At 42.3% G+C, this 22,222-nt stretch carries 21 protein-coding genes; 8 read left to right on the top strand and 13 right to left on the bottom strand.

The features are described from left to right. Window position 1 precedes the first annotated feature (1 nt). From ACERC6_RS06150 to ACERC6_RS06115, 8 genes are all read right to left on the bottom strand, one after another. On the bottom strand, window positions 2–706 hold the full coding sequence (locus tag ACERC6_RS06150; RefSeq protein WP_284673532.1) for a CoA transferase subunit A: 705 nt from the start codon (window positions 704–706) through the stop codon (window positions 2–4). Window positions 707–752: 46 nt separating this feature from the next. Then, window positions 753–2,096, bottom strand: a complete 1,344-nt coding sequence (locus ACERC6_RS06145; protein WP_373628195.1) for a short-chain fatty acid transporter — start codon at window positions 2,094–2,096, stop codon at window positions 753–755. Between the two features lie 30 nt (window positions 2,097–2,126). Further along, a complete protein-coding gene (locus ACERC6_RS06140; RefSeq protein ID WP_373628194.1) occupies window positions 2,127–2,912 on the bottom strand; it encodes a 3-hydroxybutyrate dehydrogenase in 786 nt (261 codons plus the stop codon). A gap of 27 nt (window positions 2,913–2,939) precedes the next feature. Then, the gene (locus ACERC6_RS06135) at window positions 2,940–4,322 is read right to left on the bottom strand and encodes a GntP family permease (RefSeq protein WP_373628193.1); all 1,383 of its coding nucleotides are present in this window, start codon (window positions 4,320–4,322) and stop codon (window positions 2,940–2,942) included. Between the two features lie 202 nt (window positions 4,323–4,524). Next, window positions 4,525–5,847 carry a TRAP transporter large permease gene (locus ACERC6_RS06130; RefSeq protein WP_373628192.1) on the bottom strand — a complete coding sequence of 441 codons (1,323 nt, stop codon included), beginning with the start codon at window positions 5,845–5,847 and terminating at the stop codon, window positions 4,525–4,527. 13 nt (window positions 5,848–5,860) lie between these two features. After that, window positions 5,861–6,391 (bottom strand): TRAP transporter small permease, encoded by a 531-nt coding sequence (locus ACERC6_RS06125; protein ID WP_373628191.1) that lies wholly within the window; start codon window positions 6,389–6,391, stop codon window positions 5,861–5,863. Window positions 6,392–6,461: 70 nt separating this feature from the next. Further along, window positions 6,462–7,532, bottom strand: a complete 1,071-nt coding sequence (locus ACERC6_RS06120) for a TRAP transporter substrate-binding protein (RefSeq protein WP_373628190.1) — start codon at window positions 7,530–7,532, stop codon at window positions 6,462–6,464. 332 nt (window positions 7,533–7,864) lie between these two features. Continuing rightward, window positions 7,865–9,415 carry a phospholipase D family protein gene (locus ACERC6_RS06115; RefSeq protein ID WP_373630510.1) on the bottom strand — a complete coding sequence of 517 codons (1,551 nt, stop codon included), beginning with the start codon at window positions 9,413–9,415 and terminating at the stop codon, window positions 7,865–7,867. A gap of 375 nt (window positions 9,416–9,790) precedes the next feature. Between ACERC6_RS06115 and phhA the strand changes: the two genes are divergently transcribed. Together phhA and ACERC6_RS06105 are read left to right on the top strand one after the other, a co-directional pair. Beyond that, window positions 9,791–10,579, top strand: coding sequence for a phenylalanine 4-monooxygenase (gene phhA, locus ACERC6_RS06110; RefSeq protein WP_373628188.1), 789 nt, complete (start codon window positions 9,791–9,793; stop codon window positions 10,577–10,579). Window positions 10,580–10,746: 167 nt separating this feature from the next. After that, window positions 10,747–11,097, top strand: a complete 351-nt coding sequence (locus ACERC6_RS06105) for a 4a-hydroxytetrahydrobiopterin dehydratase (RefSeq protein WP_284673541.1) — start codon at window positions 10,747–10,749, stop codon at window positions 11,095–11,097. A 66-nt stretch (window positions 11,098–11,163) separates the two neighbouring features. On the opposite strand, the gene maiA is transcribed toward ACERC6_RS06105, so the two are convergent. The 5 genes from maiA to hppD all read right to left on the bottom strand — a co-directional run bounded on the left by maiA (window position 11,164) and on the right by hppD (window position 16,962). Beyond that, window positions 11,164–11,799 carry a maleylacetoacetate isomerase gene (gene maiA, locus ACERC6_RS06100; protein WP_284673542.1) on the bottom strand — a complete coding sequence of 212 codons (636 nt, stop codon included), beginning with the start codon at window positions 11,797–11,799 and terminating at the stop codon, window positions 11,164–11,166. A 73-nt stretch (window positions 11,800–11,872) separates the two neighbouring features. Further along, complete coding sequence (locus ACERC6_RS06095) at window positions 11,873–13,264, bottom strand: Na+/H+ antiporter NhaC family protein (protein ID WP_373628186.1); 1,392 nt, start codon at window positions 13,262–13,264, stop codon at window positions 11,873–11,875. Window positions 13,265–13,967: 703 nt separating this feature from the next. Further along, a complete protein-coding gene (locus ACERC6_RS06090; RefSeq protein ID WP_373628185.1) occupies window positions 13,968–14,966 on the bottom strand; it encodes a fumarylacetoacetate hydrolase family protein in 999 nt (332 codons plus the stop codon). 77 nt (window positions 14,967–15,043) lie between these two features. Continuing rightward, window positions 15,044–15,589, bottom strand: coding sequence for a VOC family protein (locus ACERC6_RS06085; protein ID WP_284673545.1), 546 nt, complete (start codon window positions 15,587–15,589; stop codon window positions 15,044–15,046). A gap of 278 nt (window positions 15,590–15,867) precedes the next feature. Then, on the bottom strand, window positions 15,868–16,962 hold the full coding sequence (gene hppD, locus ACERC6_RS06080; RefSeq protein ID WP_284673546.1) for a 4-hydroxyphenylpyruvate dioxygenase: 1,095 nt from the start codon (window positions 16,960–16,962) through the stop codon (window positions 15,868–15,870). Window positions 16,963–17,159: 197 nt separating this feature from the next. On the opposite strand from hppD, the gene ACERC6_RS06075 reads away from it, so the two are divergent. The 6 genes from ACERC6_RS06075 (at window position 17,160) to tenA (ending at window position 22,221) form a co-directional block, all read left to right on the top strand. After that, window positions 17,160–18,059, top strand: coding sequence for a LysR family transcriptional regulator (locus ACERC6_RS06075; RefSeq protein ID WP_373628183.1), 900 nt, complete (start codon window positions 17,160–17,162; stop codon window positions 18,057–18,059). Window positions 18,060–18,232: 173 nt separating this feature from the next. Next, window positions 18,233–18,511 (top strand): GNAT family N-acetyltransferase, encoded by a 279-nt coding sequence (locus tag ACERC6_RS06070; protein ID WP_373628182.1) that lies wholly within the window; start codon window positions 18,233–18,235, stop codon window positions 18,509–18,511. 48 nt (window positions 18,512–18,559) lie between these two features. Continuing rightward, window positions 18,560–20,362, top strand: coding sequence for a DUF294 nucleotidyltransferase-like domain-containing protein (locus tag ACERC6_RS06065; RefSeq protein ID WP_284673549.1), 1,803 nt, complete (start codon window positions 18,560–18,562; stop codon window positions 20,360–20,362). Between the two features lie 9 nt (window positions 20,363–20,371). Next, a complete protein-coding gene (locus ACERC6_RS06060) occupies window positions 20,372–21,019 on the top strand; it encodes an exonuclease domain-containing protein (protein WP_373628181.1) in 648 nt (215 codons plus the stop codon). Window positions 21,020–21,161: 142 nt separating this feature from the next. After that, window positions 21,162–21,446, top strand: a complete 285-nt coding sequence (locus ACERC6_RS06055) for a 4a-hydroxytetrahydrobiopterin dehydratase (protein WP_373628180.1) — start codon at window positions 21,162–21,164, stop codon at window positions 21,444–21,446. 97 nt (window positions 21,447–21,543) lie between these two features. Continuing rightward, window positions 21,544–22,221 carry a thiaminase II gene (gene tenA, locus ACERC6_RS06050; protein WP_284673552.1) on the top strand — a complete coding sequence of 226 codons (678 nt, stop codon included), beginning with the start codon at window positions 21,544–21,546 and terminating at the stop codon, window positions 22,219–22,221. The last annotated feature ends 1 nt before the right edge of the window (window position 22,222 follow it).

Here is a 22,222-nt window from a genome sequence, read left to right as displayed (position 1 = left end):
GTTACTCCTTGTTCTTGATGGTTCTTTGTTCAATGCGTTTTTCTGGATTGGCATTGACAACAATGCGGTGTACATAGATACCTGGCAAATGAATGCTATTAGGATCAAGTTCGCCCACTTCTACCAATTCTTCTACTTCCACCACGCAGATTTTGCCAGCTGTTGCGACATCAGGGTTGAAGTTTCTTGCGGTTTTGTTAAAAATCAAATTACCTGCCTTGTCCGCTTTATGTGCCTTAATAAGCGATACATCGGCGACAAGCGAGCGTTCTAGCACATAGTCTCGTCCATCAAAATTACGAATCTCTTTACCTTCAGAGACTTGTGTTCCCACACCTGTTGCGGTAAAGAAAGCAGGGATGCCGGCACCGCCAGCACGCAGTTTCTCAGCCAGTGTACCTTGTGGGGTTAGCTCCACCTCCAAATCACCTGACAAGAACTGGCGTTCAAACTCTTTATTCTCCCCCACATAAGATGCAATCATTTTTTTAATTTGGCGAGTTTGCAAAAGCAATCCAAGCCCAAAATCATCTACGCCTGCGTTATTACTGATACAAGTCAAACCCTGCACGCCACTATCACGCAAAGAAGCAATGAGACTCTCTGGAATGCCACAAAGCCCAAAACCACCCACCGCAATCACTTGTCCATCTGCCACAATGTCTTTTAGTGCCAGTTCGGCACTGTCAAATACCTTAGAACTCATAAAATCCTTCTTTTTAGCTTATGAAAAACAAAACCCAATCAACCACTCAAGTAAACAACAAAAATACACTTGCAATCATCATACCTGATGTAGCCAAGATAACCAAACAATAACCCATAATGGCTCGTGCGTCAAGCCCTGCAATACCCAGTAGTGGCAACGCCCAAAACGGCTGAATCATGTTTGTCCATGCGTCTCCCCAAGCAATCGCCATCGCAGTAACAGCAGGGTCAACACCCAATTTCACCCCAGCGGGTATCATAACAGGACCTTGTACCGCAAACTGCCCACCACCTGATGGCACAAAAATATTCACCAGCCCTGCACTTAAAAATGCAAGTGCAGGAAAACTCTCTGTAGATGCAGAGTGGACAAAAAATTCGCTAATTCTTGTGCCGATAGAAATACCATCAGCATTAACTCCGGTCATTAGCCCCATGATACCACCATAAAAAGGGAACAAAATCACAATGCCTGTAATACCGCCAATTCCACCATCCACTGCACGATAATAACGCTCTAATGTACCATGGGACAAAAGCCCAATGAATAAAAACAGCCCAATGACGATGTTTAACCCTAGATTAAAGCCATTCGCTCCAAACTCATCCACATAATACAGCAACACTATTGCCAATAATAGCAACATCATCGCACGACTGTCATCTAATTTTTGTGCAGGTGTATGACGCAGTGGTGGTGTGTGGACCTCATCTTTAATCAGATTTGGATCAATCAAGGTGGGGTTTTTAGGGTGCATCAAGCGATTTAACATTGGAATGCCAATCAACAAAATCCCCACAATCAGCAAGTTATGGCTAGAAAACAAAGTTTGTGATATGGGTAGTGCTTCGGTCAAAACACCGCCAGACAAAGTCTTTAGAGTCTCACCGCCAGAACTTAATGTTAAAGGTATAGAACCTGATAAACCGCCGTGCCAAATCAAAAATCCTGAATAGGCAGATGCGATTAACAAAGGATAATCCACATGTTTAACTTGTTTGGCAATAGCCTTGGCAAACACCGCCCCCGCCACTAAACCAAACCCCCAATTTAGCCACGAGCCAATCAAACCAACCAAAGAAACCGCCACAATGGCTGTTGTCGGCGAATGGATACACCCCGCCAATTTTGTCAAAAAGCGTTGTACAAGCGGTGCATTAGCAAGAGCGTAGCCTGTTACTAAAATCAATGCCATTTGCATGGCAAATCCATGTAACGACCACAACCCCCTACCCCAATGTCCTGCCATCTCAATCGGTGATTGCCCTGTTAAAGCAAGCCCTGCAAAAAAGGCAATAAATGTCAAGACAATAGAAAAAACAAAGGGTGAGGGTAAATAGCGATTCACTAATTGCACGCTTGCATTCGTCATTGCTTGTAAAATCATAAAATCCCTTTTTATCACCAACGATTTAAACTATCTCATACCCCAACCATGACTGGCAATAAAAGATTGCCCTGTAAATACATTGGTCGGAAAACTTGCCAAAAACAAAGCTAACGCTGACACATCATCGGTGGTGGTAAATTCACCATCTACCGTTGAGCCTAGCATGATATTTTTTACCACCTCTTCTTCGCTGATATTTTTTTCTCGAGCTTGTTCTGGAATTTGCTTTTCTACTAAAGGTGTTTTGACGAAACCTGGGCAAATGACATGAGAGCGAACATTATGGCTTGCACCTTCTTTAGCAAGCGTGCGACACAAGCCCAGTAGACCATGTTTAGCGGTTACATAAGGGGATTTTAGGGCTGATGCTTCATGGGCATGCACCGACCCCATATAGATGACCGTTCCAGAATTTTTTGTGTACATATGTGCCAAAGCGGCTTTGGTAGTTAAAAAAGCACCATCTAGATGTATCGCAAGCATTTTTTTCCAATCTTCATAAGATAACTTATCGATAGGGTTGATGATTTGAATGCCCGCATTAGAGACTAGTATATCCAAACTACCAAATTCGGCCACAAACTCATTAATAGACTGGTTCACTTGGTCTTCTTTAGTAACATCTAATAATACAGCTTTTGCTTGACCGCCTAAGGTATGAATTTCTTCAACCACACTTTGTGCATTGCTTATATTAATATCAGCCACACCAACCACAGCCTTCGCCTTGGCAAACTCTATGGCGATTTGTCGCCCGATACCACCACCTGCTCCTGTAATAAAGGCAGTCTTATTTTTTAGATCATAATGCATTAATCAAGCTCCTTATATGTCATGATATTAAAAAGAACCAAACAGCGTACCTAGTATAATGACACTAATGGTAGCAAAAATAGGAATCACTATGGTAACAACAGCTAGATTCATATAAGATTGTTTGTGTGTTAAGTGACAGATAGCAAATAAAGTAATAACCGCACCAGAATGGGGCAGAGTATCTAAACCGCCTGCCGCCATGACCGCAATTCTGTGCAGTAATTCTGGATCCACATTATGCTCAATGGCAAGTTTTAGGTAATCTTCTCCGAGTGTTTGCAAGGCAATGCTCAGACCTCCTGACGATGAACCTGTAATGCCTGCCAATACGCTCATGGCAACCGCTTCAGAAACCAAAGGATTATCTGGAGAAATGCTTAAAATATTATCACGAATGATGGCAAATCCTGCCATAGTAGCAATCACCGCTCCATAGCCAACTTCTGACGCCGTATTAAAAATAGGCAACATAGACCCATAAACGCCTTTATTAACAGACTCTTGTAGGTGTGTTAGATGCTTTAAATTTAATAAAACCAGCACAAGACAGGATATTAACAAAGCAATGATGATGGACCATAGACCTAGATTTGACTTAATTGCAAGCTCAGGAAATCTATCATTAATCACGCCAAAGTCCATACCAGGAAACACAGCGTAAGTTAGCAAGGCGTTAATACCAATAACCAAGACAAGCGGAATTATCGCCAATACAAATGGCATATCAGAAGTTAAAAGACCATCATCATTATCATTATAGGCACCATAGCCCTCGCCCATCTTTTTGGCAATTCTAGCACGACTTTGCAACCACCAAGTTCCCAATACAAACATGATGCCACCGCCAATCAATCCCAAAATCGGTGCTGAAAAAGCATTGGTCTGATAGTACGGAATAGGAATGGCATTCTGTATGGCTGGCGTGCCAGGTAAAGCAGTCATCGTAAAGGTAAACGAACCAAGTGCAATGCAAGCAGGGATTAGGCGTTTGGGCATGTTTGCTTGACGAAACAGAGCTTTTGAAATTGGATAGATGGAGAAAGCCACCACAAAAAGTGAGACACCCCCATAAGTTAAAATACCACAAACTAAGACAACCACCAAAATTGCCCTACTTGCACCCAGTTTTTTCGTAACAGTATTGGCGATGCTAGTCGCTGCACCAGAATCTGCCATCAGCTGCCCAAATAAAGCACCTAGCAAAAACACCGGAAAAAACTTTAACAAATATCCGCCAAGTGCTTTCATGAAAGTTTCGGTATAAGCAGGCAAAAGCAACATGCCTTCACCCGATAATATGACCGCCAATGCTGCCATGAGTGGTGCTAATATCAATACCGACCAACCTCGATAAGCAAAATACATCAGTAAAATGAGCGAAATGATAATTGGAAGTGTTGCAAACATGTCAATTCCCTTTGATGATACAATTTTTTAAAATAATTTTTGACTAGCATTTCATCATTTGCTAGTCTAGCTTCCTCCCTGTAGAGTAATGACATTTTAACACTAATTTTTTGATATAATCAATCATAGATATCCAGTGATTAAAAATTTTCTCGTTAGTTGGTCCATTGCGTATTTGATGGTGTTTATTGCCATATTAACCTTAACCAAGCATATGCACAAGCCACAATGCAAGCGACGGCATGAATACCAAAGCTAAAATACGAGTTAGGTCTGCACATAAAAAGGGTATCACACCTTTATAAGTCTCTTTAACCGCAACATCTTTAGCAAGACTATTAATTACAAAAATATTCATGCCGACAGGCGGTGTGATCAACCCAATCTCCACCACCATCAAAGCCAGTACACCAAACCAAATGGCCTTATCTGTAGGATCTAATCCCCAAAAGTCCATGCCCATAATGATGGGAAAAAATACAGGGATGGTCAATAAAATCATAGATAAGCTATCCATGACACAGCCCAATATAAGATAAATCAAAATCATAGCGAACAGCACAGTTAAAGGTGCCATACCAGTATTTAACACCCATTGAGCAAGAGCGGATGGCATTTGTGATAAAGCAAAAAAAGCATTTAATACATCTGCACCAATCAAAATCAAAAAAATCATGGCAGTTGATGATGCCGTATCAAGCAATGCCTGTATTAAACCATCTTTTGTCAGCTCTTTAGTTAAAAACGCCAGTGCACCAACCGCTACTGTACCGATCGCCGCCGCCTCAGTTGGGGTAAAAATACCACCATAAATCCCACCAATCACTAATGCAAAAACCGCCACTACAGGCCACACACCTTTTAATAAACCGGTACGTTGAGACCAATTAACATAAGGCATAGCAGGACCACTGTTTGGCACCACTCGCACATATATTGCAATAGCGGCCATATAGCCAAGCATGGCGACAATCCCAGGAATCAATGCTGCCATGAACATTGAAGCGACATTTTGCTCAGTCAATACAGCATAAATTACCAAAACCACTGACGGTGGAATCAAGATACCCAAAGTACCCGCCGCCGCTAAAGCCCCTGTAGATAACGCATCGGAATAATTGGCACGCTTTAATTCAGGCAAAGCAACTCGACCCATCGTCGCAGCTGTAGCTAATGATGAGCCGCAAATCGCCCCGAAGCCTGCACATGCACCTACCGCACTAATTGCTGTACCACCACGATAGTGCCCCAAAAATGCATTGGTTGCCTCAAACAATCGCCTGGATAGTCCACCACGAGAAGCTAAGTTACCCATCAATAAAAATAATGGCACAACAGATAAGTCATACACCGAGAATCTGGCAAATGGCATGCTTTTTAAATAGTTTAATAAGGGCAACCACCCTGCAAGCATGACATACCCCAACGCTCCAGCAAGAAGCATCGCCACACCGATATGGATACGAAGCACGAGTAAAAAGATCGTCAAAACACCCATCAGCAAGCCAATAATCATCGAATCCATCACTCTATCCCTTTTATTGAATCTCGTACTGTTTAAAAAATCGCCAAGCAGTGTAAAAAGCTGTCAAGGCCAGTAAGAAAAACCCTGGTGCAATCGTTATATGGGCTAGCCATTCTGGCAGAGCCAAAATCATGGTTCTAGTACCATGCTTAAAAGCTGACACCGCCCCAAAATAGCTACGCCACATCAGTACAAGAGCCGCCAACCCCAACAGGATACTAGCGAAAATATCCAAGTACTTTCTTACTGCTACAGGGGCTTTTAAGGTAAAAAAGTCAACAATAACATGAGCTTTTTTCATTTGAGCATAAGGTAAAAATGCAGCAATCGATAACGCACAACCAATCTGAACAAGCTCCACATCACCTTTGATTGGTGCATCAAAAATCGAACGACCAATAACACTGGCTGTTGACAGTAGGCAAATACCAACTAAAACCGCCACACCACCGAACGCAGACAACTTAGACCATGTCCATAAAAATCGTCCAATTATGTCACCTGGCTTACCCTCACAAATCTCAATCTCAACAGCATCTGCCATAACCACTCCATTACATATTTAAACAAGTGCTCATCTTACGATAAGAATTGTTTAAACTATTAAATAAAGATTAATTAGTAGTATCTGCCATCAGCTCTCTAGCACGATCAACCATCGCCTGCCCATCATAACCTTTGGCATTCATATCGGCAATCCACTCCAACTCGACCTTTTGGGCGGCATCCCGAATGCGTTTTACCTCATCCGAACTGATGACATTAATCAAATTGCCTTTATCCACCGCTTTTTGATATGCTTGTTCGACCTCCTCATCCCATGCCTTACCAAGGCTTGCCGAGAGCTCTATGCCAGAATTCTCATCAATCACTTTCTTTAAATCGTCAGGCAAACCATCATATTTTTGCTTATTCATCACAATACTAAACAATGCACTGTACAGTACAGGATCAGGGCTGTTTATCTCAGAGTGGTATTTGGTCATCTCATGCAATTTTAAAGTAGGAACAACCTCCCAAGGCAAAATATAGCCATCAACCACACCTTTTGAGACAGATTCTGATAAACTTGGCAACGGAATACTCACAGGTGTTGCACCAAACGCTTCTAGTGTTTTATTGGTCAAGCGGGTTGGAGCTCGCATTTTTAGCCCTTTAAAGTCTTCTAGCCTAGTGATTGGACGAACATTATTATGGATCTGCCCACGGTCATGCACATTAAATGCCAGAGGCTTAACTTTTTCAAAATCTTTTTTTCCGAACTCCTCATATATTTGCCAAGCCACCCGACTGCTCTTTTCACCGTCAATAGTCATAAAGGGAAGCTCCATCACTTCCATACTAGGAAAACGCCCCGCAGTATAGCCTGGCAAGGTCCACACAATATCTGCCACACCATCGGTTACCTGGTCAATCAACTGAGCCGGCGTACCTCCAAGTTGCATGGCAGGATAAAATTGACAGGTTAGTTTACCATCAGATTCGGCAGCGATTTTATCGCACCAAGGCTCAAGTACTTTTTTTTGACTCATGGCTGTCGCTGGCCAAAAGTGAGAAACTTTCAATACTACTTTTTCACCACCACTTGGCGTAATCGCATTCTGTACACCGATATCCTCTGTACAAGCACCCAACACCAATGATACCGCACCCAACAACGCCAACTTTACCGTCTTAACTTTCATGTCAATACTCCTAAATACCATTTAATCACCATAAGCTTAAAAGAGCTTAATCAATCTAGATTATTAAACACCAACTCTACATCAAAAATACAATCGTTTTTTTTAATTTATTTATCTAAATTTACAATAAATATAGATGATTTTATTGCTTTACACACCTAATCCTCATAGGACTGACTTTTAGATAGATAATACTGAATAAAAAAACCATTTATTTGAATCATCAAATAAATGGTTTTTTTATTCAAATTTTTAGCGATTTTATGCCTTATGCACCTATTGATGCTTAGTACTTTTTTGGTTTGTTTATTTGCTTAAGCATAACCCCACCACTACAACAACCACTCAATCGGCAGATGACTGGCTATCCATACCTGAATACGCCGATGCAAAGGAGAATCAGGTTCGGTGGTGCGTTCTAGTAACTGACCATTTTCTGTGGTGGTCCACACTTTTTTACCCTCATCATTTAAGCTTAACGCATAGGTGTGCGTTGGGATATTGGTAGACAAATCTTTTACCAACCTCTCTGCTAGTACAGGACTTTCAATAATCAGACCCATCTCGGTATTAAGATTGGCAGAACGGGGATCCATATTAAACGAGCCGACATACAGATACCGACCATCCACCACAAAGGTTTTGGCGTGCAGGCTTGCCCCTTGTCCGTCATAGGCATTACGCACTTTGGTAGGCTTGACCGTGGCATTGTCTTTTAGTTCGTAGAGCCTAACCCCACTTTGTAATAAATCCTCTCTATACTTAGCATAACCTGAATGCACCACCGCCACATCGTTGGCAGCTAAAGTATTGGTCAATACCTGTACGGATTTGCCATTTTTGGCAAGTTCGCTTAATAGTCTTTTGCCTTGATTGGTTGGCACAAAATAAGGAGAGACAATGATGAGTTCTTGTTGGGTGTTTTGAATTAACGGGGCAATGTATTTAACCAAGATATTTGAATCTTTATGCTTCTTTAGTACTTTATCAGGGTGGTCGCTGATGAGCTGTGTTTTTGCCCAAACCAAAGGCATATCCCCATCTGTTAGATACTTAGCGAAATTGGTCTGCGTTAGTAGCTGTAGATATGCTTTTGATGCCTCAGACACACCTGATAGGTCAGCAGGGGCAACCTTACCGATAATATCACTTGCCATATAAGACGACCGACTATTCCAATAACGGTCAAAATCGTTAGCCGTCTTGCGAGAAGCGTCGCCCACCACTGCCACATCTAAGTCGGCAAACATCACCCCGCTACCTGCATCAAAGTACTCATCGCCAATATTGCGACCACCTACGATACTCACCAAGCTATCGGCAGTCATTGATTTATTGTGCATACGACGGTTTAGACGAAAAAAGTCGCTCAAGTAGCCCAATGGGCGAAAAGTACGGTGCATATAAGGGTTGAATAAACGAACTTCAATGCGATCATGATTATCCAATGCCTTAATCACGCCATCCATGCCTGCCATTGTATGGTCATCTAAGAGTAGTCGCACTCGCACACCCCTATCTGCTGCCGCCAGTAGTCTTTGGCTAAGTAGCCTACCTGAAAGATCATCGTGATAGATATAATACTGCACATCTAGGCTGTCTTGGGCAGACTCCACCAACGCAAGCCGTGCCAAAAACGCATCACGACTGTCCGCAAGCACATACACCCCACTTTCATCTTTACGCTTAATGACTTCTGGCAAAAGCATTTTGGCAATCTTGCTATCAGGATTGGTTGCTAGATGAGTGGTTTGGATATTATGGCTATTATCAGGCAAGGGGCGATAAGTCGCCAATCCGATAAAAATAAGAAACAAGGTCAGAATCAGCAGTCCGATCAGAAACCTTTTAATACAGCCTTTTATGGCGGACATAGATAGCATTGTTATGAACCTTTTATCTAAAACAAGACAATGAATGGTACTGTTTAATTGGCGGTATTATTTGATTGATACATTACTCTCATCAATGGTGTTATTTATTGTACATTCCGATAATTTATAGAATACCAAATCACAACCCATCAAATTATACCCCCATCATCTCACATGGACTTATCTAGCATATCATGTAAACTACAATCCAGCAAATACCATCAACTATGCTCTAGCTCTTATTATAAAAAAAAGCCATCTCAATACGCACTTGACAAACATTTTTTGTTATTTTAAGATATGTTTAGCAAACAATCAGGAATTTAATTGGTAACTTTTGGTCATTTATTGGTTAATTCAATAAATTATCTTACAAGGAGTTTTATGCAAATCAAAACCCCCTATGTCTCTCACACCCCAGACGATAAAAAACGCATCATATGGAGCGATGAGGAAAATGGTATCTGGAGAGACTTAATCACCCGCCAACAAAAAAGCACGGTCGGCAGTGCTTATCAGCAATATTTGGACGGTTTAAACACCTTAAATCTACCAATTAACCATATTCCCCAACTGCCTGATTTGGATGCGGTATTACAACAAACAAGTGGTTGGCAAACCGCTCCTGTCCCTGCCTTAATCTTATTCGGTAAATTTTTTGAATTACTCGCTAATCAAAAGTTCCCTGTAGCGACTTTTATTCGTACCAGAGATGACTTTGATTATATTCAAGAACCTGATATTTTCCACGAAATTATTGGGCATCTACCCCTATTGACCAATCCTAACTTTGCCAATTTTACGCATATTTATGGAAAGTTAGGATTACAAGCCGGCAAAAAAGTACGGGTATTTTTGGCACGCCTGTACTGGTTTACCATGGAATTTGGGCTGATCAACACCCAAGACGGACTGCGTATTTATGGAGGCGGTATCTTATCATCACCTGCTGAAACAGAATACGCCCTAAGCGGTAAGCCAGAGTACAGACCCTTTAATGTCAATGATATTCTAAGAACACCTTATCGCATTGATAAAGTGCAGCCGATTTATTATGTCATTGACGACCCAGAGGCATTATTTTCTTTGACCGAACAATCATTAATGCAAGAAGTTGATAAAGCAATGGAGCAAGGGTTGTTTGACCCCCACCCAAGTTTATTAGACGACTAGCAGATTTAATGACTGTTGAGCTCACTACCTTTACAGCATGACTTGCCCTAAGATGCCTTTGAAAGAGAAAGTCGTCATGGCTTACTAGCTTATCACGAACGGTTTTTTAATCCTTCAAGGTGTAATTAGGGCAATATTTTTAACTTAATTTTTATAGGGAATTTTTTATGAGCGATTTAAAAAACCAATTTTGTGAAGCCTGCCAAGCAGACGCTCCAAAGGTAACAGATGAAGAGCTTGCCACTTTCATGAAACAACTACCAGACTGGGCTGTCATCTCCGAACAAGTCGGCGAGCATCATGTTTTACAATTAAAAAGGGTATTTAAGTTTAAAAACTTCAAAACAGCTTGGGCATTTGGCGATAAGCTCATGCAACTGGCTGAGAGTGAAGGACATCACCCTGGCATTTTTGTAGAATGGGGGAAGGTAACAGTAACTTGGTGGTCGCACAGCATCAAGGGTCTGCACAAAAATGACTTCATCATGGCAGTAAAGACAGACGAGCTATACACATAACCCAAGAATATCATTGAAATAAAAGCGATAATCTAGGTTATCGCTTTTATTTATCTTTTTATTTTGTTATTCAAAGTCAATTTGTTTTTCTGGGCTTGCCTGAATGAACGCATCTAGTTGATTGCAGTTTTCTACTACCTTGACAATATTAGGAAAGGCACTCAAATCCACTTTAAAGCGATTGGCATTATATACTTGTGGCACCAGACAAATATCGGCCATTGTGATATTATCGCCAAAAGCATATTGACCGCCATGTGTTTTTAATAATTGCTCCAAAGCAGTAAAATTGACCTTAATCCAGTGAGCATACCAGCTTTGTTTTTGTTCATCGCTTATGTTTAATTCACCTGTTAAATATTGCAACACTCGCAAATTATTCACAGGGTGCGTATCACAAGCGATGATATGACACATAGACAGCACAGTCGCCCTGTCATAATGATCTTTTGGTAGCAGTGATGGGCTAGGATACTCATTCTCCAAAAAATCTAAAATCGCCATTGATTGGCTAAGTATCTTACCATCATCAATCTGTAAACTTGGCAATAATTGGCTCGGATTTTTGGCCTGATAGTCGTCTGACCTTTGCTGACCTTTGACCAAGTGTACAGGAATGATGCCATGAGAGATGTTTTTGAGATTTAAAGCGATGCGTACACGATATGCCGCCGAACTTCTAAAATAAGAGTAAAGTTCCATAATCCTTCCTTGAAAATGGTGGGGCAAATGCCATCTAAAGCCAGTGGCATCGCCCCACTTTGATGATTGGTTATTAGTTTTTGGCAGGTTCTAACTTGCTGATGGTAAAGCCAGTAAACCCATAAACCAGTGTCAAAATAAAGCACAAGTAACAAAAAAACGCAAACGGTACATAGTTAATCACTGGCATTCCAAATATCCCCGTCAAAAATCCGCCATACACTCCCCATGGCACTAAAGGATTGATGACCGTGCCGGCATCCTCAATGGTGCGAGACAAATTTTTTGGGTGCAGTCCAAGCCGTTGATACTCTGGTAAAAAAGCATTGCCCGATAAAAGCAAACTTAGATACTGCTCACCGACAAGCACATTAATCCCAAAAGCCGTAAAGGCAGCAGCAGCCACGCCATGAGAGGCTTTGGTGAGTAGATGACGCATCGCATCAAGCAGTGCTGGCAATACGCCAAGCCCTTGAAGCAATCCACCCAAAGACAATGCCAAAATCACCAAAATTTGGGTAAAAAACATACTCTCCAAACCACCACGAGAGACCAGTTTTCCTACCGCCCCCAAGTCCACACCCTCTGGCAATGAATAGCCCTTAAAGAACCAACCACCAAGCTGTGATAGACTTGGGCTAGAATGGGTGTAGGTCAAGGCAAGTGCCACAACGATGGTTGCACCAATGGCATAGATGGCATTGACACGCATGATGGCAAGTGCAATCAACACCAAAAAGGGCAATAAGGCATAGCTGTGCACCAGTCCACTTGCGACCAGACTGTCTTTTAATTCTGTCACGCCTGTCAAATCGCCAGTCGCCGATGGCATGAACATAAATAAAATCGCTGTAATAATCCACGCAGGCACTGTGGTGTACATCATATTTTTGATATGCTCAAACAAATCCACGCCAACAATAGATGCTGCAATGCTTGTGGTGTCAGATAATGGCGACATCTTATCGCCAAAGAGTGCACCAGAAACGACCGCCCCTGCCACAATCGCAGGATTCGCCCCAAAGGCTGCCGCCATTCCCAAAAACGCCACACCCACTGTCGCACAAGTAGTAAATCCGCTACCAAGTGCCAGACCAACCACACTTGCTAAAATAAAAGCAGATAAATAAAACCACTCCGCCAACAAAAAGTTAAACCCATAATACATCAAAGTAGGAATAGACCCACTCATCATCAAAGCAGAAACCAAAAGCCCAATGAAAGAAAACAGATAAATCGCCCCCATTCCTGTGGCGACCCCACCTATCATCTTATCTTGCATTGCTTCAAATTTGACGCCTTTGGTCAGTCCAAATATCATCAAACCCAAGATAACAATCAGTAGCGATAACAATGGCACAAAGCCGAGTTGAATCATCGTCAAGGCAAGCACCGCCACCACAATAATGGCAATCAGTACGGCTTGTTTGGGGGTTAAATGTAAAAGGGGGGCTTGCTTACTCATAAAAAAATTCCTTACTGCCATATGATGACAGCTCATCTGCCCTAGTCATCACTTATGATCAGCAGTCATTATAATCAAAAACAACCGCATAATTCAATGAAAATCATACGGTTGTTTGTACAAGCTATTGATTTGCCTATTAACCATCAGCACTTATGCTCTGTATTTATCTTGTGTGTCATGACAATTTATCCAAGCTCCCAAAATACCGCAGACCAAAACAACAAAGCCAAACAAAAACAAACTTGACAAAATCCATTCTGATTTAATAAAAAAAGTAATAACAAAACCAAATAAAACACAAGGTTGAAGCGATAAGACATAATGGGGCATTAATTGCTTGGTATATTTGCCACAAAAATTAAGCATAAATTCACTCATTAGCGTATTTTGAACACCATTACCCAGACCAATCAGCAATCCAGAACAAAGCAACACGACAATTATAAATTACCAATAAGGAATGATTATCTTCGGTTTTGATATTTCATCTTCTTGCTTTTTATTATTAGCCTTGTGCTTGCCAACTAGTAATAACAAAAACACAAAAAACTAAGACCAATAGCACAAGCACCAACGATTTGCCAATCGAGCATCTCTTTAAAAATTTAGCATCACCATATCACAAAAACCCAATCATAAAAAGCCTGTACAACCAAATGATTGTACAGGCTTGTTTTCTATCCAATGACTAAAACCAATGTTAAAAATCGGTCTTCACTGTATTAACAATCTCGCCAAAAATACTATTACTATCTTTGTCATTCATATAGATTTTGACAGTGTCGCCATGATCCAAGAACTCTGTGCTAGGCTTACCATTTTCAATGGTCTCATACATACGCACTTCAGCGATACAGCAGTAACCTACACCGCCTTGTTCTACCGATGAGCCATATAGATTGCCTTGTTTGTTGGATACTGTGCCAGAGCCGACAATCGTCCCTGCTTCAATTTCACGAGTTTTAGCAAGATGGCTAAGCAAGCGTGCAAAATCAAATGTCATGTCCACGCCTGCATTGGGGCAACCAAATGGCTTGCCGTTAATCTCTACATTTAAGGGCAAATGCACCTTATTATCCACCCAAGCATCGCCCAATTCATCAGGGGTTACAAACACAGGGCTAAATGCCGAAGCAGGCTTAGACTGCACAAAACCAAAACCTTTGGCAAGCTCATCAGGGATAAGATGACGCAAAGAAACATCATTAACCAACCCAACTAAGGCGATGGCTTTTTCTGCCTGCTTTTGGCTCGCCCCAAGCGGTAAGTCAGTTGCCACCACTACCACTTCTGCCTCTAAGTCAATACCCCACTCTTTTTTGGCAAGTATATCATCTGTTGGTGCGATGAAACTGTCTGAGCCACCTTGATACATGAGTGGGTCATCATAAAAAGAGACTGGCACTTCTGAGTTACGAGCTTTTCGTACCAGTTCTACATGGTTAAGATAAGCAGAGCCGTCTGCCCACTGGTATGCTCTTGGTAATGGTGAATGACAAGCGTTTTGATCAAAGGGCTTGCCAACTTCTGATGCGTTTAGCTCATCGTAGAGTTTTTGTAGGGTAGGCTTATGCACTCCCCAATCGTCAAGAGCTGATTGCAGTGTGCTAATTTCTGGCTCAAGATAACGACTCAAATCACGGCTAACCACAATTAGGCGACCGTCTCGGCTGTCAGTTTTTAGGGTGGCTAATTTCATCGGTTTTCCTTAAATTTACAAAAACAAACCGTCTATTTATTGTATCAGTATACTTTAAAATAAACGGTTTTTATGCGTTATACTTCAGGCGGTTCTGTGCCATCATGCACCCATCTGGCATGCTTGGGTGCTTTTTTGGTTATCGCCCATTCGTTTAGCATGTCCCATTTGACTTTATCTAACGCTTTTGATTGCTTTTTTGTGGTTACATCAAAGGCAAGCTCGATGCGGTGTCCATTGGGGTCAAAAAAGTAGATAGAGTGGAACAAGGTGTGATTAGTTGGACCTAGTACATCAATGCCCTCACTGATTAGCCTGTCTTTGGTGGCAAGTAGTTTTTCCATGCTATCTACTTTTAATGCCAAATGCTGTGTCCAAATAGGTGTGTTCTCATCTCTACCCATCTCTGGGCGAGTTGGCAATTCAAAAAACGCCAAAATATTACCACCCCCAGCATCCAAAAAAATGTGCATATAAGGATCAGGCTCGCCTGTGGAAGGAACTTTGTCCTCACCGATGGCAAGCACAAAATCCATATCAAGGTGCTTTTGATACCATTCTACTGTCTCTTTGGCATCACGACAACGATAGGCGACATGGTGTACGCCTTGAGTTAGAGCCATAGTCTATTCCTTTATCTAAGATGGGCTTTATCTAAAGCCTAACCAATTTTAAACCCTTTAAAAAGCGAGCCGTATTTTTCAACCATATCCGCCAACCATGTTTTTAGCACAGTTGCCAATCACGGTTTTTTGCATGATTTACCATCACAAAACACTGCCTGCTTTTTGTCATTGAAAGTAACATTTTAGTGCCAATCAAACTTTATAAAAATAACCAACTGTACTTAATCAGCCTAAGATGGATAAAAAGTTTGACTGACAAAAAATTAAACAGCTTATCACAATGATTCTGCCGGCACTTCTAATGCCCCACGGCGGATCTGGTCTCGCTCAAGACTCTCAAAGAGTGCCTTAAAATTGCCCTCACCAAAGCCTTGTGCGTAGTCGCCCTTACGCTGGATAAATTCAAAGAACACAGGACCCATCAAAGTTTCAGAGAAAATTTGTAATAGCAGGCGTGGCGTACCATCTTCGGTGGTGCCATCTAGCAATATGCCACGAGCTTGAAGCTCTGATGTAGGCTCGCCATGATTTGGTAGTCTTTCTTCTAGCATCTCATAATAAGTATCTTTTGGTGCGGTCGCTAGTGGCACGCCTGCTGCACGAAGCTGGTCAATGCTTTCAATCAGGTTATCCGACAAGAACGCAATGTGCTGAATACCCTCGCCATTAAACTTCATCAAAAATTCTTCAATCTGACCACCACCCTGCTTGGATTCTTCATTCAAAGGAATGCGGATTTTACCATCTGGAGCGGTTAAGGCTCGGCTTGCCAAACCTGTGTATTCACCCTTGATATCAAAGTAGCGAATTTCTTGGAAGTTAAAGAATTTTTGGTAAAAATTATACCAATAGTCCATACGACCACGATATAGATTATGCGTTAGATGGTCAATAACTTTAAAGCCAAAGCCGACAGGGTTTTTATCCACCCCTTCAATGAACTCAAAATCAATATCATAAATGGTATTATCACCCTCAAAACGGTCAATAAAATAAATCAATGAACCGCCAATGCCTTTGATGGCAGGCAAGCGAAGCTCCATTGGGTTGGTCGGTACTTCTACAGGTTCAGCACCCATCTCAATGGCACGATTATAGGCGTATCGTGCATCTTTGACACGAAAACCCATCGCACAGGCACCCGCCCCATGCTCTTGGGCAAAGTAATAAGCCTGACTGTTTTTGGTGCGGTTCACCAAAAGATTGATGCCACCTTGACGATAAAGTGAGACATCTTTTGAGCGGTGGTGAGCCACTTCGGTAAAGCCCATTTTCTCAAAAATTGGCTCTAAAAAATTTGGGTGTGGGCTTGAAAACTCTAAAAACTCAAAACCATCTAGCCCCATTGGATTTTCAAATAAATCTGCCATAATAATCCCTTGCTTGTTAATGAAAAACTGGCTAAAATCCCATGAAGAATACTTGCAATCAATTGAAAGCCAGCTGTGATTATCATAAAATAAGCACTGCAAATCTACAAATGGGTTTTTTGCTTTATTTATTGGATTTTACAATAATTTGGATTTTTATAATTTTTTATAATAATGACGATAATACGGATTAGTTTATGAATGTTACCTTTCGCCAGATTAACGCCTTCATTGCTGTGGCTCGCCACAAAAGCTTTACCAAAGCCGCCGATGAGCTACATCTGACACAGTCATCGTTGAGTGGTCTAATTAAAGAGATGGAACGCCAACTTGACATCACGCTATTTGACCGCACCACTCGTCAATTACATCTATCAGAAGGTGGCACAAGACTGCTACCCTATGCCTTAAAAGTGCTAGATGATATGCGGCTGCTGAATAATGAAATCTATGATTTAAAGGATTTTCATCAAGGCAAAGTACGAGTAGCAGCCAGCCAGCAACTTGCCGCCACAATCATGCCTGAGCTTATCAAGGAATTTAAAAAAATCCATCCAGATGTTCAAGTTAGCCTTATTGATTGTGGTATTGGCGAGGTCATGGATCGTGTGCAGATTTTAGATGCCGATATTGGCATCGGTCCTGAATATCCGTTTAGCAATGACATTGTAGCGACAGAGCTGTTCGCTTCACCGTTTTATTTAATCATCAAAAAAGACCACCCTTTAAGTGGTCATGATGAATTAGATTGGAGCGATATTCCACAAGGCGAACTCATCACCCTACAATCTGCCTTTGCTGAACAAATCCGCAACGCCTTGCCACTTGATTTATCCGAGCGGTTATTTCGTGCCGATTATGAGGTCAATTTTTTGTCCACTGCTCTTGGTATGACCAAAATGGGACTTGGCATTACCCTTGCCTTAACTTATGCCAAAACTTGGGTAGAACAGCACAACTTGACCATGATACCGATTAAAAACCCCACGATAGAAAGAAAGTTTTTACTGTACACTCACAAGCATCGTTCACCCAGCCCTGCGGTCATCACCTTTAAAAAATTCTTGGTGGATTATGCCAAGCATTGGGATGCCTAATTTGGCACAGCCAACCGACCGTACAACACCATACAGTCTAAAATGAGACACCCTAATGCCAAGCATTAACAAAAACAATCTGCAATCTTTGTACGAATGTTATTTACAATCTGCATAAAATTTCTTATGCTAAACAACTCATTTATTTCATCTCATCAATCTGACCAGAGACCATGACAAACATCATACACGACACCGACAACCATCGCTTTACAACCACCATTGACGGCTTGACCGCATTTATCAGCTATGTTGATACAGGCGAGACAATCATCTTTGACCACACCATCGTCCCAAACGCTCTTGGTGGTCGTGGCATCGGCACTGCACTCGTCAAGCACGCCCTAGCCTACGCCCAAGTACAAGGCAAGAAAATTGTGCCTGCTTGTAGCTTTGTGGCACACTATGTTCAAAAACACCCCGAATACCAGTCGCTACTGCATTTGGCTTGATGAATCAAATCACTCAAGCAGTCCTAGAATCAACACAAGGAGGTCGTGATGAATCATGCATTAAACCACCTATTCGCCCCACCGTTTGATGTCCTAACTGACGATGAACGAAAGTCGCTCACCAAAAAAAGCCAAATCGTCTATTTACCCGAAAATACCGCCATCAATGATGAATGGCGTGGCGATTTATTCATCGTCATCAAGGGCAAGCTGACCCAGTACCAAGATGACGAGCTAATAGCAGGCTTAAACATGGGTGATTGGTTTGGTCTTGCGGATAAAAACGGAGCATTGTTTAAGGTTATCACCCAAGAACAAAGCCTGCTGTATCGCTTAGATGGGGCAACCATCAATAAAATCAGCGAACATAATGACCACTTACGAACCTTGCTGTTTGATGACCTATCCACCCGTAAATCCAAACAAGAAGCTCGCCTTGCTCACCACCAAAACCAACAGATGCTCTATCGCAGTGTGATGAGTATTGGCGAACACATCAAACAGCCAAATTTCATCGATGCCAACGCCACCTTGTATGATGCCACCTGTGCCATGATGGCAGTTGATGCCAAGCACATTTTGGTCAGTAGTGAGCATGGCACAGGAATATTCACCCAAGCTGATGTCTGCCGTGCCATCATGGATAAGACGGACTTTGCCAGTACGCCTGTCTGTGCCTACAGCCAATTTAAACTTACCACCATTCACGAGACGCACGATTTAAGCGAAGCACTCATCACCATGATTGGCAAGCGAATACACCGCCTGCCCATCGTCAATGATACGGGAGATATCATCGGCGTGATTGGGCAGACCGAGCTTTTAAATTATCTGACCAATCAATCCCAACTCATCACACAGCGTATTGACCAAGCAACAACACTGCACGAGGTGGCTCTTGGTGTAGAGATGATTGGCAAATTTATCCGTCATCAAAACCAAAGTGGCATGAAAATCCATGTTATCGGTCGCATCGTCCAGAGCCTAAACGCCCATGTCTTTGCCAAGGTATGGCAATTGATTGCCCCATCTCACATCATTGCTAATAGCTGTATGATTGTCATGGGTTCAGAAGGTCGTGGCGAGCAGGTCATGCGTACCGACCAAGACAACGCTCTGATTGTGCGTGATGGTTTTATTGATGACACCTTACCAAACCATGCTCGTGCATTTAATGATGCTTTATATCAACTAGGCTATCCCTACTGCGATGGTGGTATCATGATGAGCCATGACACTTGGCGACAGTCACTTAGCAACTTTAAGGCTCAAGTAACCACATGGGTTGCTACGCCCAACGGTGAATCTATGGTTCATCTTGCCACCTTAATAGACGCCCACCCTGTGTGTGGCGATACGACATTATTTACCGAATTAAAATCACATTGGCAACACGCCATCAAACACGCCCACACCAATTTTATCAACCGCTTTGCTGCACCGACCATTCAGATGGCAGGCGGAGCAACTTTTTGGCAAAAATTTACAGGCGGTGCAGACAGCGACATTGACCTAAAAAAAGCAGGCATCTTTCCCGTCGTACACGGCGTGCGTAGCCTTGCCCTAGAATATGGCATTGATGAAACCAGCACCCGACTACGCCTAAAGCACTTATCTTCGCTTAAAGCCATTGATGATAAAACCGCCCAAAATCTCATCGAAGCCTTAGAATTCTTTTTATCAAAACGCCTTGAAGTTGCCCTAACCACCGATGATAAGTCTGCTCGCAAGGTCAATCCAAATACCTTATCATCACTAGAGCGAGACCTACTCAAAGAAAGCCTGTCAGTGGTCAAATATTTTAAAGGATTCATCACTCGTCATTATCGGCTTGATGTCTTTGTGGGATAGGAGAGCGTCATGTTTGATTTTTTAAACAACCTACTAGGCGGTCAATCGTCTCAATCTAAAGACCCAAAATATGCTCATCTAGCCGCCCACTTGACTGGAAAACCGCCTGCTGATGAATGGGTATGTCTGGATTTGGAATTGACAGGATTAGACCCAAAAAACCATCACATACTAAGTATTAGTGCGGTCAAAATATCAAAGGCTCATGACACCTTTGTCATTGATACAGCAAATGCCCTATCCATCATCTGCCGTCCACCCATCATGCCAAGCACGAACAGCATCATCGTCCATCACCTTCGCCCTTGTGATGTCAAAAATGGTGTCAGTACCGATGAGATGATAGCGTGTTTATTGCCCTTTATCGGCACTCGCCCCATTATCGGCTTTTGTACCAGTATGGATGCTAAATTCATTAACGCTTTAATCAAACCAAGGCTCGGCAAAAAACTACCCAACACGCTCATTGATGTTACCCAACTTGACCAAAAACTTAGACAAAAAACCAATAAAAACAGCGATTTACCGATTGATAAACGGCACTTAACCGAGCTTTTGCAAGCCTATCAGATTCCCATCTTGCCTGCACACGATTCACTCAATGATGCCTTAATGACTGCCATGTTATTTTGTCATTTAAAAAGTAAGTTGGGCTAAATCAGACAAGGAAAATCAAGGCGGATTGATGATATTCAACCAACCCTATGCCAACACATTCCGTCAAAAAATCTGCTCGCATTTGCGATGAAATATGCTAAACTAACAAACAGTTCTATCACACCTTTAACGAAGGAATCTCATGAGTAGTCTTACCTCAGACCAAGTCTCCCTACAATTAGAAGGGCTACCTAACTGGCAACTAGAAGGTCATAGCTTGGTACGCACCTATGAATTTAATGATTTTGCTACTGTGGTGGCATTCATTGTAAAAATCTCATTCCACGCCCAAGAGCTAGAACACTACCCACAGTGGGAAAATTGCTACACCACCTTAAAGGTACGCATTGGCAATCCTGAGCGTGGTGCGGTAAGAAACCGAGATGTGCAGCTTGCCAAACGCCTAGAAGCAGCTTTTGTTGCCTAAATTTCAACCTTCAAAAACCAAGCCATCTTGTTTTTTTAGTTCTTGGTGGGTTTTACGCCCACCGCATCCCCCTTAACCAATCAACGACAGGAAGGTCATGCAACCATTTAGCCAAACCCTGTGGCAAGAAAATCAGGCTTTGTACGAAGCCACCTTAAACTTGCCTTTTAATCAAGAGCTGGCAGCAGGCACGCTATCTACAGAGGCTTTTAGCCATTATGTCATCCAAGATGCCCACTATCTGCTCGCCTACGGTCGCGCTTTAGCGGTGTGTGCTGCCAAAGCCTACGAAGCTGATGAGGTGATTTTATTTAGCGAGGCTGCCAAAGTTGCCATTGTGGTTGAACGCTCACTACATGATGGCTTCATGCAAAGTTTTGGCATCAGCCGTGAGGATTTTTTAAACACGCCTTTAACGCTGGCTTGTCATCATTACACCTCCTATCTCATCGCCAGTGCTTATGCTGACAGTTATCCTGTGGTATTGGCAAGTTTATTGCCATGCTTTTGGATTTATGCCAAAGTTGGACAAGACATCTACGACAAATCCGCCCCAAATAACCCCTATCAAGCATGGATTGATACCTATGCAGGCGAGGATTTTCATGAGGCAGTCAATCAAGTGATTGCAGTCATTGATAAGGTTGCCACCCATGCCGATGCCGATACACTGAGTAAGATGCGAACCGCCTATACTTATGCCGCCAAACTAGAATGGCTATTTTGGGACAGTGCTTATCATCAGACCTGCTGGCGTGGGCTAGATATCATCTAAA

Origin of the sequence: Moraxella sp. E33BD, from assembly GCF_041807865.1 — a bacterium.
Taxonomy (GTDB): Bacteria; Pseudomonadota; Gammaproteobacteria; order Pseudomonadales; family Moraxellaceae; genus Moraxella; species Moraxella haemolytica.
This window is presented reverse-complemented; position numbering and strand designations above follow the sequence as displayed.

What these genes read in the sequence shown, in the direction of transcription:
- ACERC6_RS06150 (WP_284673532.1), bottom strand. Translation starts at nt 706, where the DNA reads ATGAGTTCTAAGGTATTTGACAGTGCCGAACTGGCACTAAAAGACATT.
- ACERC6_RS06145 (WP_373628195.1), bottom strand. Translation starts at nt 2,096, where the DNA reads ATGATTTTACAAGCAATGACGAATGCAAGCGTGCAATTAGTGAATCGC.
- ACERC6_RS06140 (WP_373628194.1), bottom strand. Translation starts at nt 2,912, where the DNA reads ATGCATTATGATCTAAAAAATAAGACTGCCTTTATTACAGGAGCAGGT.
- ACERC6_RS06135 (WP_373628193.1), bottom strand. Translation starts at nt 4,322, where the DNA reads ATGTTTGCAACACTTCCAATTATCATTTCGCTCATTTTACTGATGTAT.
- ACERC6_RS06130 (WP_373628192.1), bottom strand. Translation starts at nt 5,847, where the DNA reads ATGGATTCGATGATTATTGGCTTGCTGATGGGTGTTTTGACGATCTTT.
- ACERC6_RS06125 (WP_373628191.1), bottom strand. Translation starts at nt 6,391, where the DNA reads ATGGCAGATGCTGTTGAGATTGAGATTTGTGAGGGTAAGCCAGGTGAC.
- ACERC6_RS06120 (WP_373628190.1), bottom strand. Translation starts at nt 7,532, where the DNA reads ATGAAAGTTAAGACGGTAAAGTTGGCGTTGTTGGGTGCGGTATCATTG.
- ACERC6_RS06115 (WP_373630510.1), bottom strand. Translation starts at nt 9,415, where the DNA reads ATGCTATCTATGTCCGCCATAAAAGGCTGTATTAAAAGGTTTCTGATC.
- phhA (WP_373628188.1), top strand. Translation starts at nt 9,791, where the DNA reads ATGCAAATCAAAACCCCCTATGTCTCTCACACCCCAGACGATAAAAAA.
- ACERC6_RS06105 (WP_284673541.1), top strand. Translation starts at nt 10,747, where the DNA reads ATGAGCGATTTAAAAAACCAATTTTGTGAAGCCTGCCAAGCAGACGCT.
- maiA (WP_284673542.1), bottom strand. Translation starts at nt 11,799, where the DNA reads ATGGAACTTTACTCTTATTTTAGAAGTTCGGCGGCATATCGTGTACGC.
- ACERC6_RS06095 (WP_373628186.1), bottom strand. Translation starts at nt 13,264, where the DNA reads ATGAGTAAGCAAGCCCCCCTTTTACATTTAACCCCCAAACAAGCCGTA.
- ACERC6_RS06090 (WP_373628185.1), bottom strand. Translation starts at nt 14,966, where the DNA reads ATGAAATTAGCCACCCTAAAAACTGACAGCCGAGACGGTCGCCTAATT.
- ACERC6_RS06085 (WP_284673545.1), bottom strand. Translation starts at nt 15,589, where the DNA reads ATGGCTCTAACTCAAGGCGTACACCATGTCGCCTATCGTTGTCGTGAT.
- hppD (WP_284673546.1), bottom strand. Translation starts at nt 16,962, where the DNA reads ATGGCAGATTTATTTGAAAATCCAATGGGGCTAGATGGTTTTGAGTTT.
- ACERC6_RS06075 (WP_373628183.1), top strand. Translation starts at nt 17,160, where the DNA reads ATGAATGTTACCTTTCGCCAGATTAACGCCTTCATTGCTGTGGCTCGC.
- ACERC6_RS06070 (WP_373628182.1), top strand. Translation starts at nt 18,233, where the DNA reads ATGACAAACATCATACACGACACCGACAACCATCGCTTTACAACCACC.
- ACERC6_RS06065 (WP_284673549.1), top strand. Translation starts at nt 18,560, where the DNA reads ATGAATCATGCATTAAACCACCTATTCGCCCCACCGTTTGATGTCCTA.
- ACERC6_RS06060 (WP_373628181.1), top strand. Translation starts at nt 20,372, where the DNA reads ATGTTTGATTTTTTAAACAACCTACTAGGCGGTCAATCGTCTCAATCT.
- ACERC6_RS06055 (WP_373628180.1), top strand. Translation starts at nt 21,162, where the DNA reads ATGAGTAGTCTTACCTCAGACCAAGTCTCCCTACAATTAGAAGGGCTA.
- tenA (WP_284673552.1), top strand. Translation starts at nt 21,544, where the DNA reads ATGCAACCATTTAGCCAAACCCTGTGGCAAGAAAATCAGGCTTTGTAC.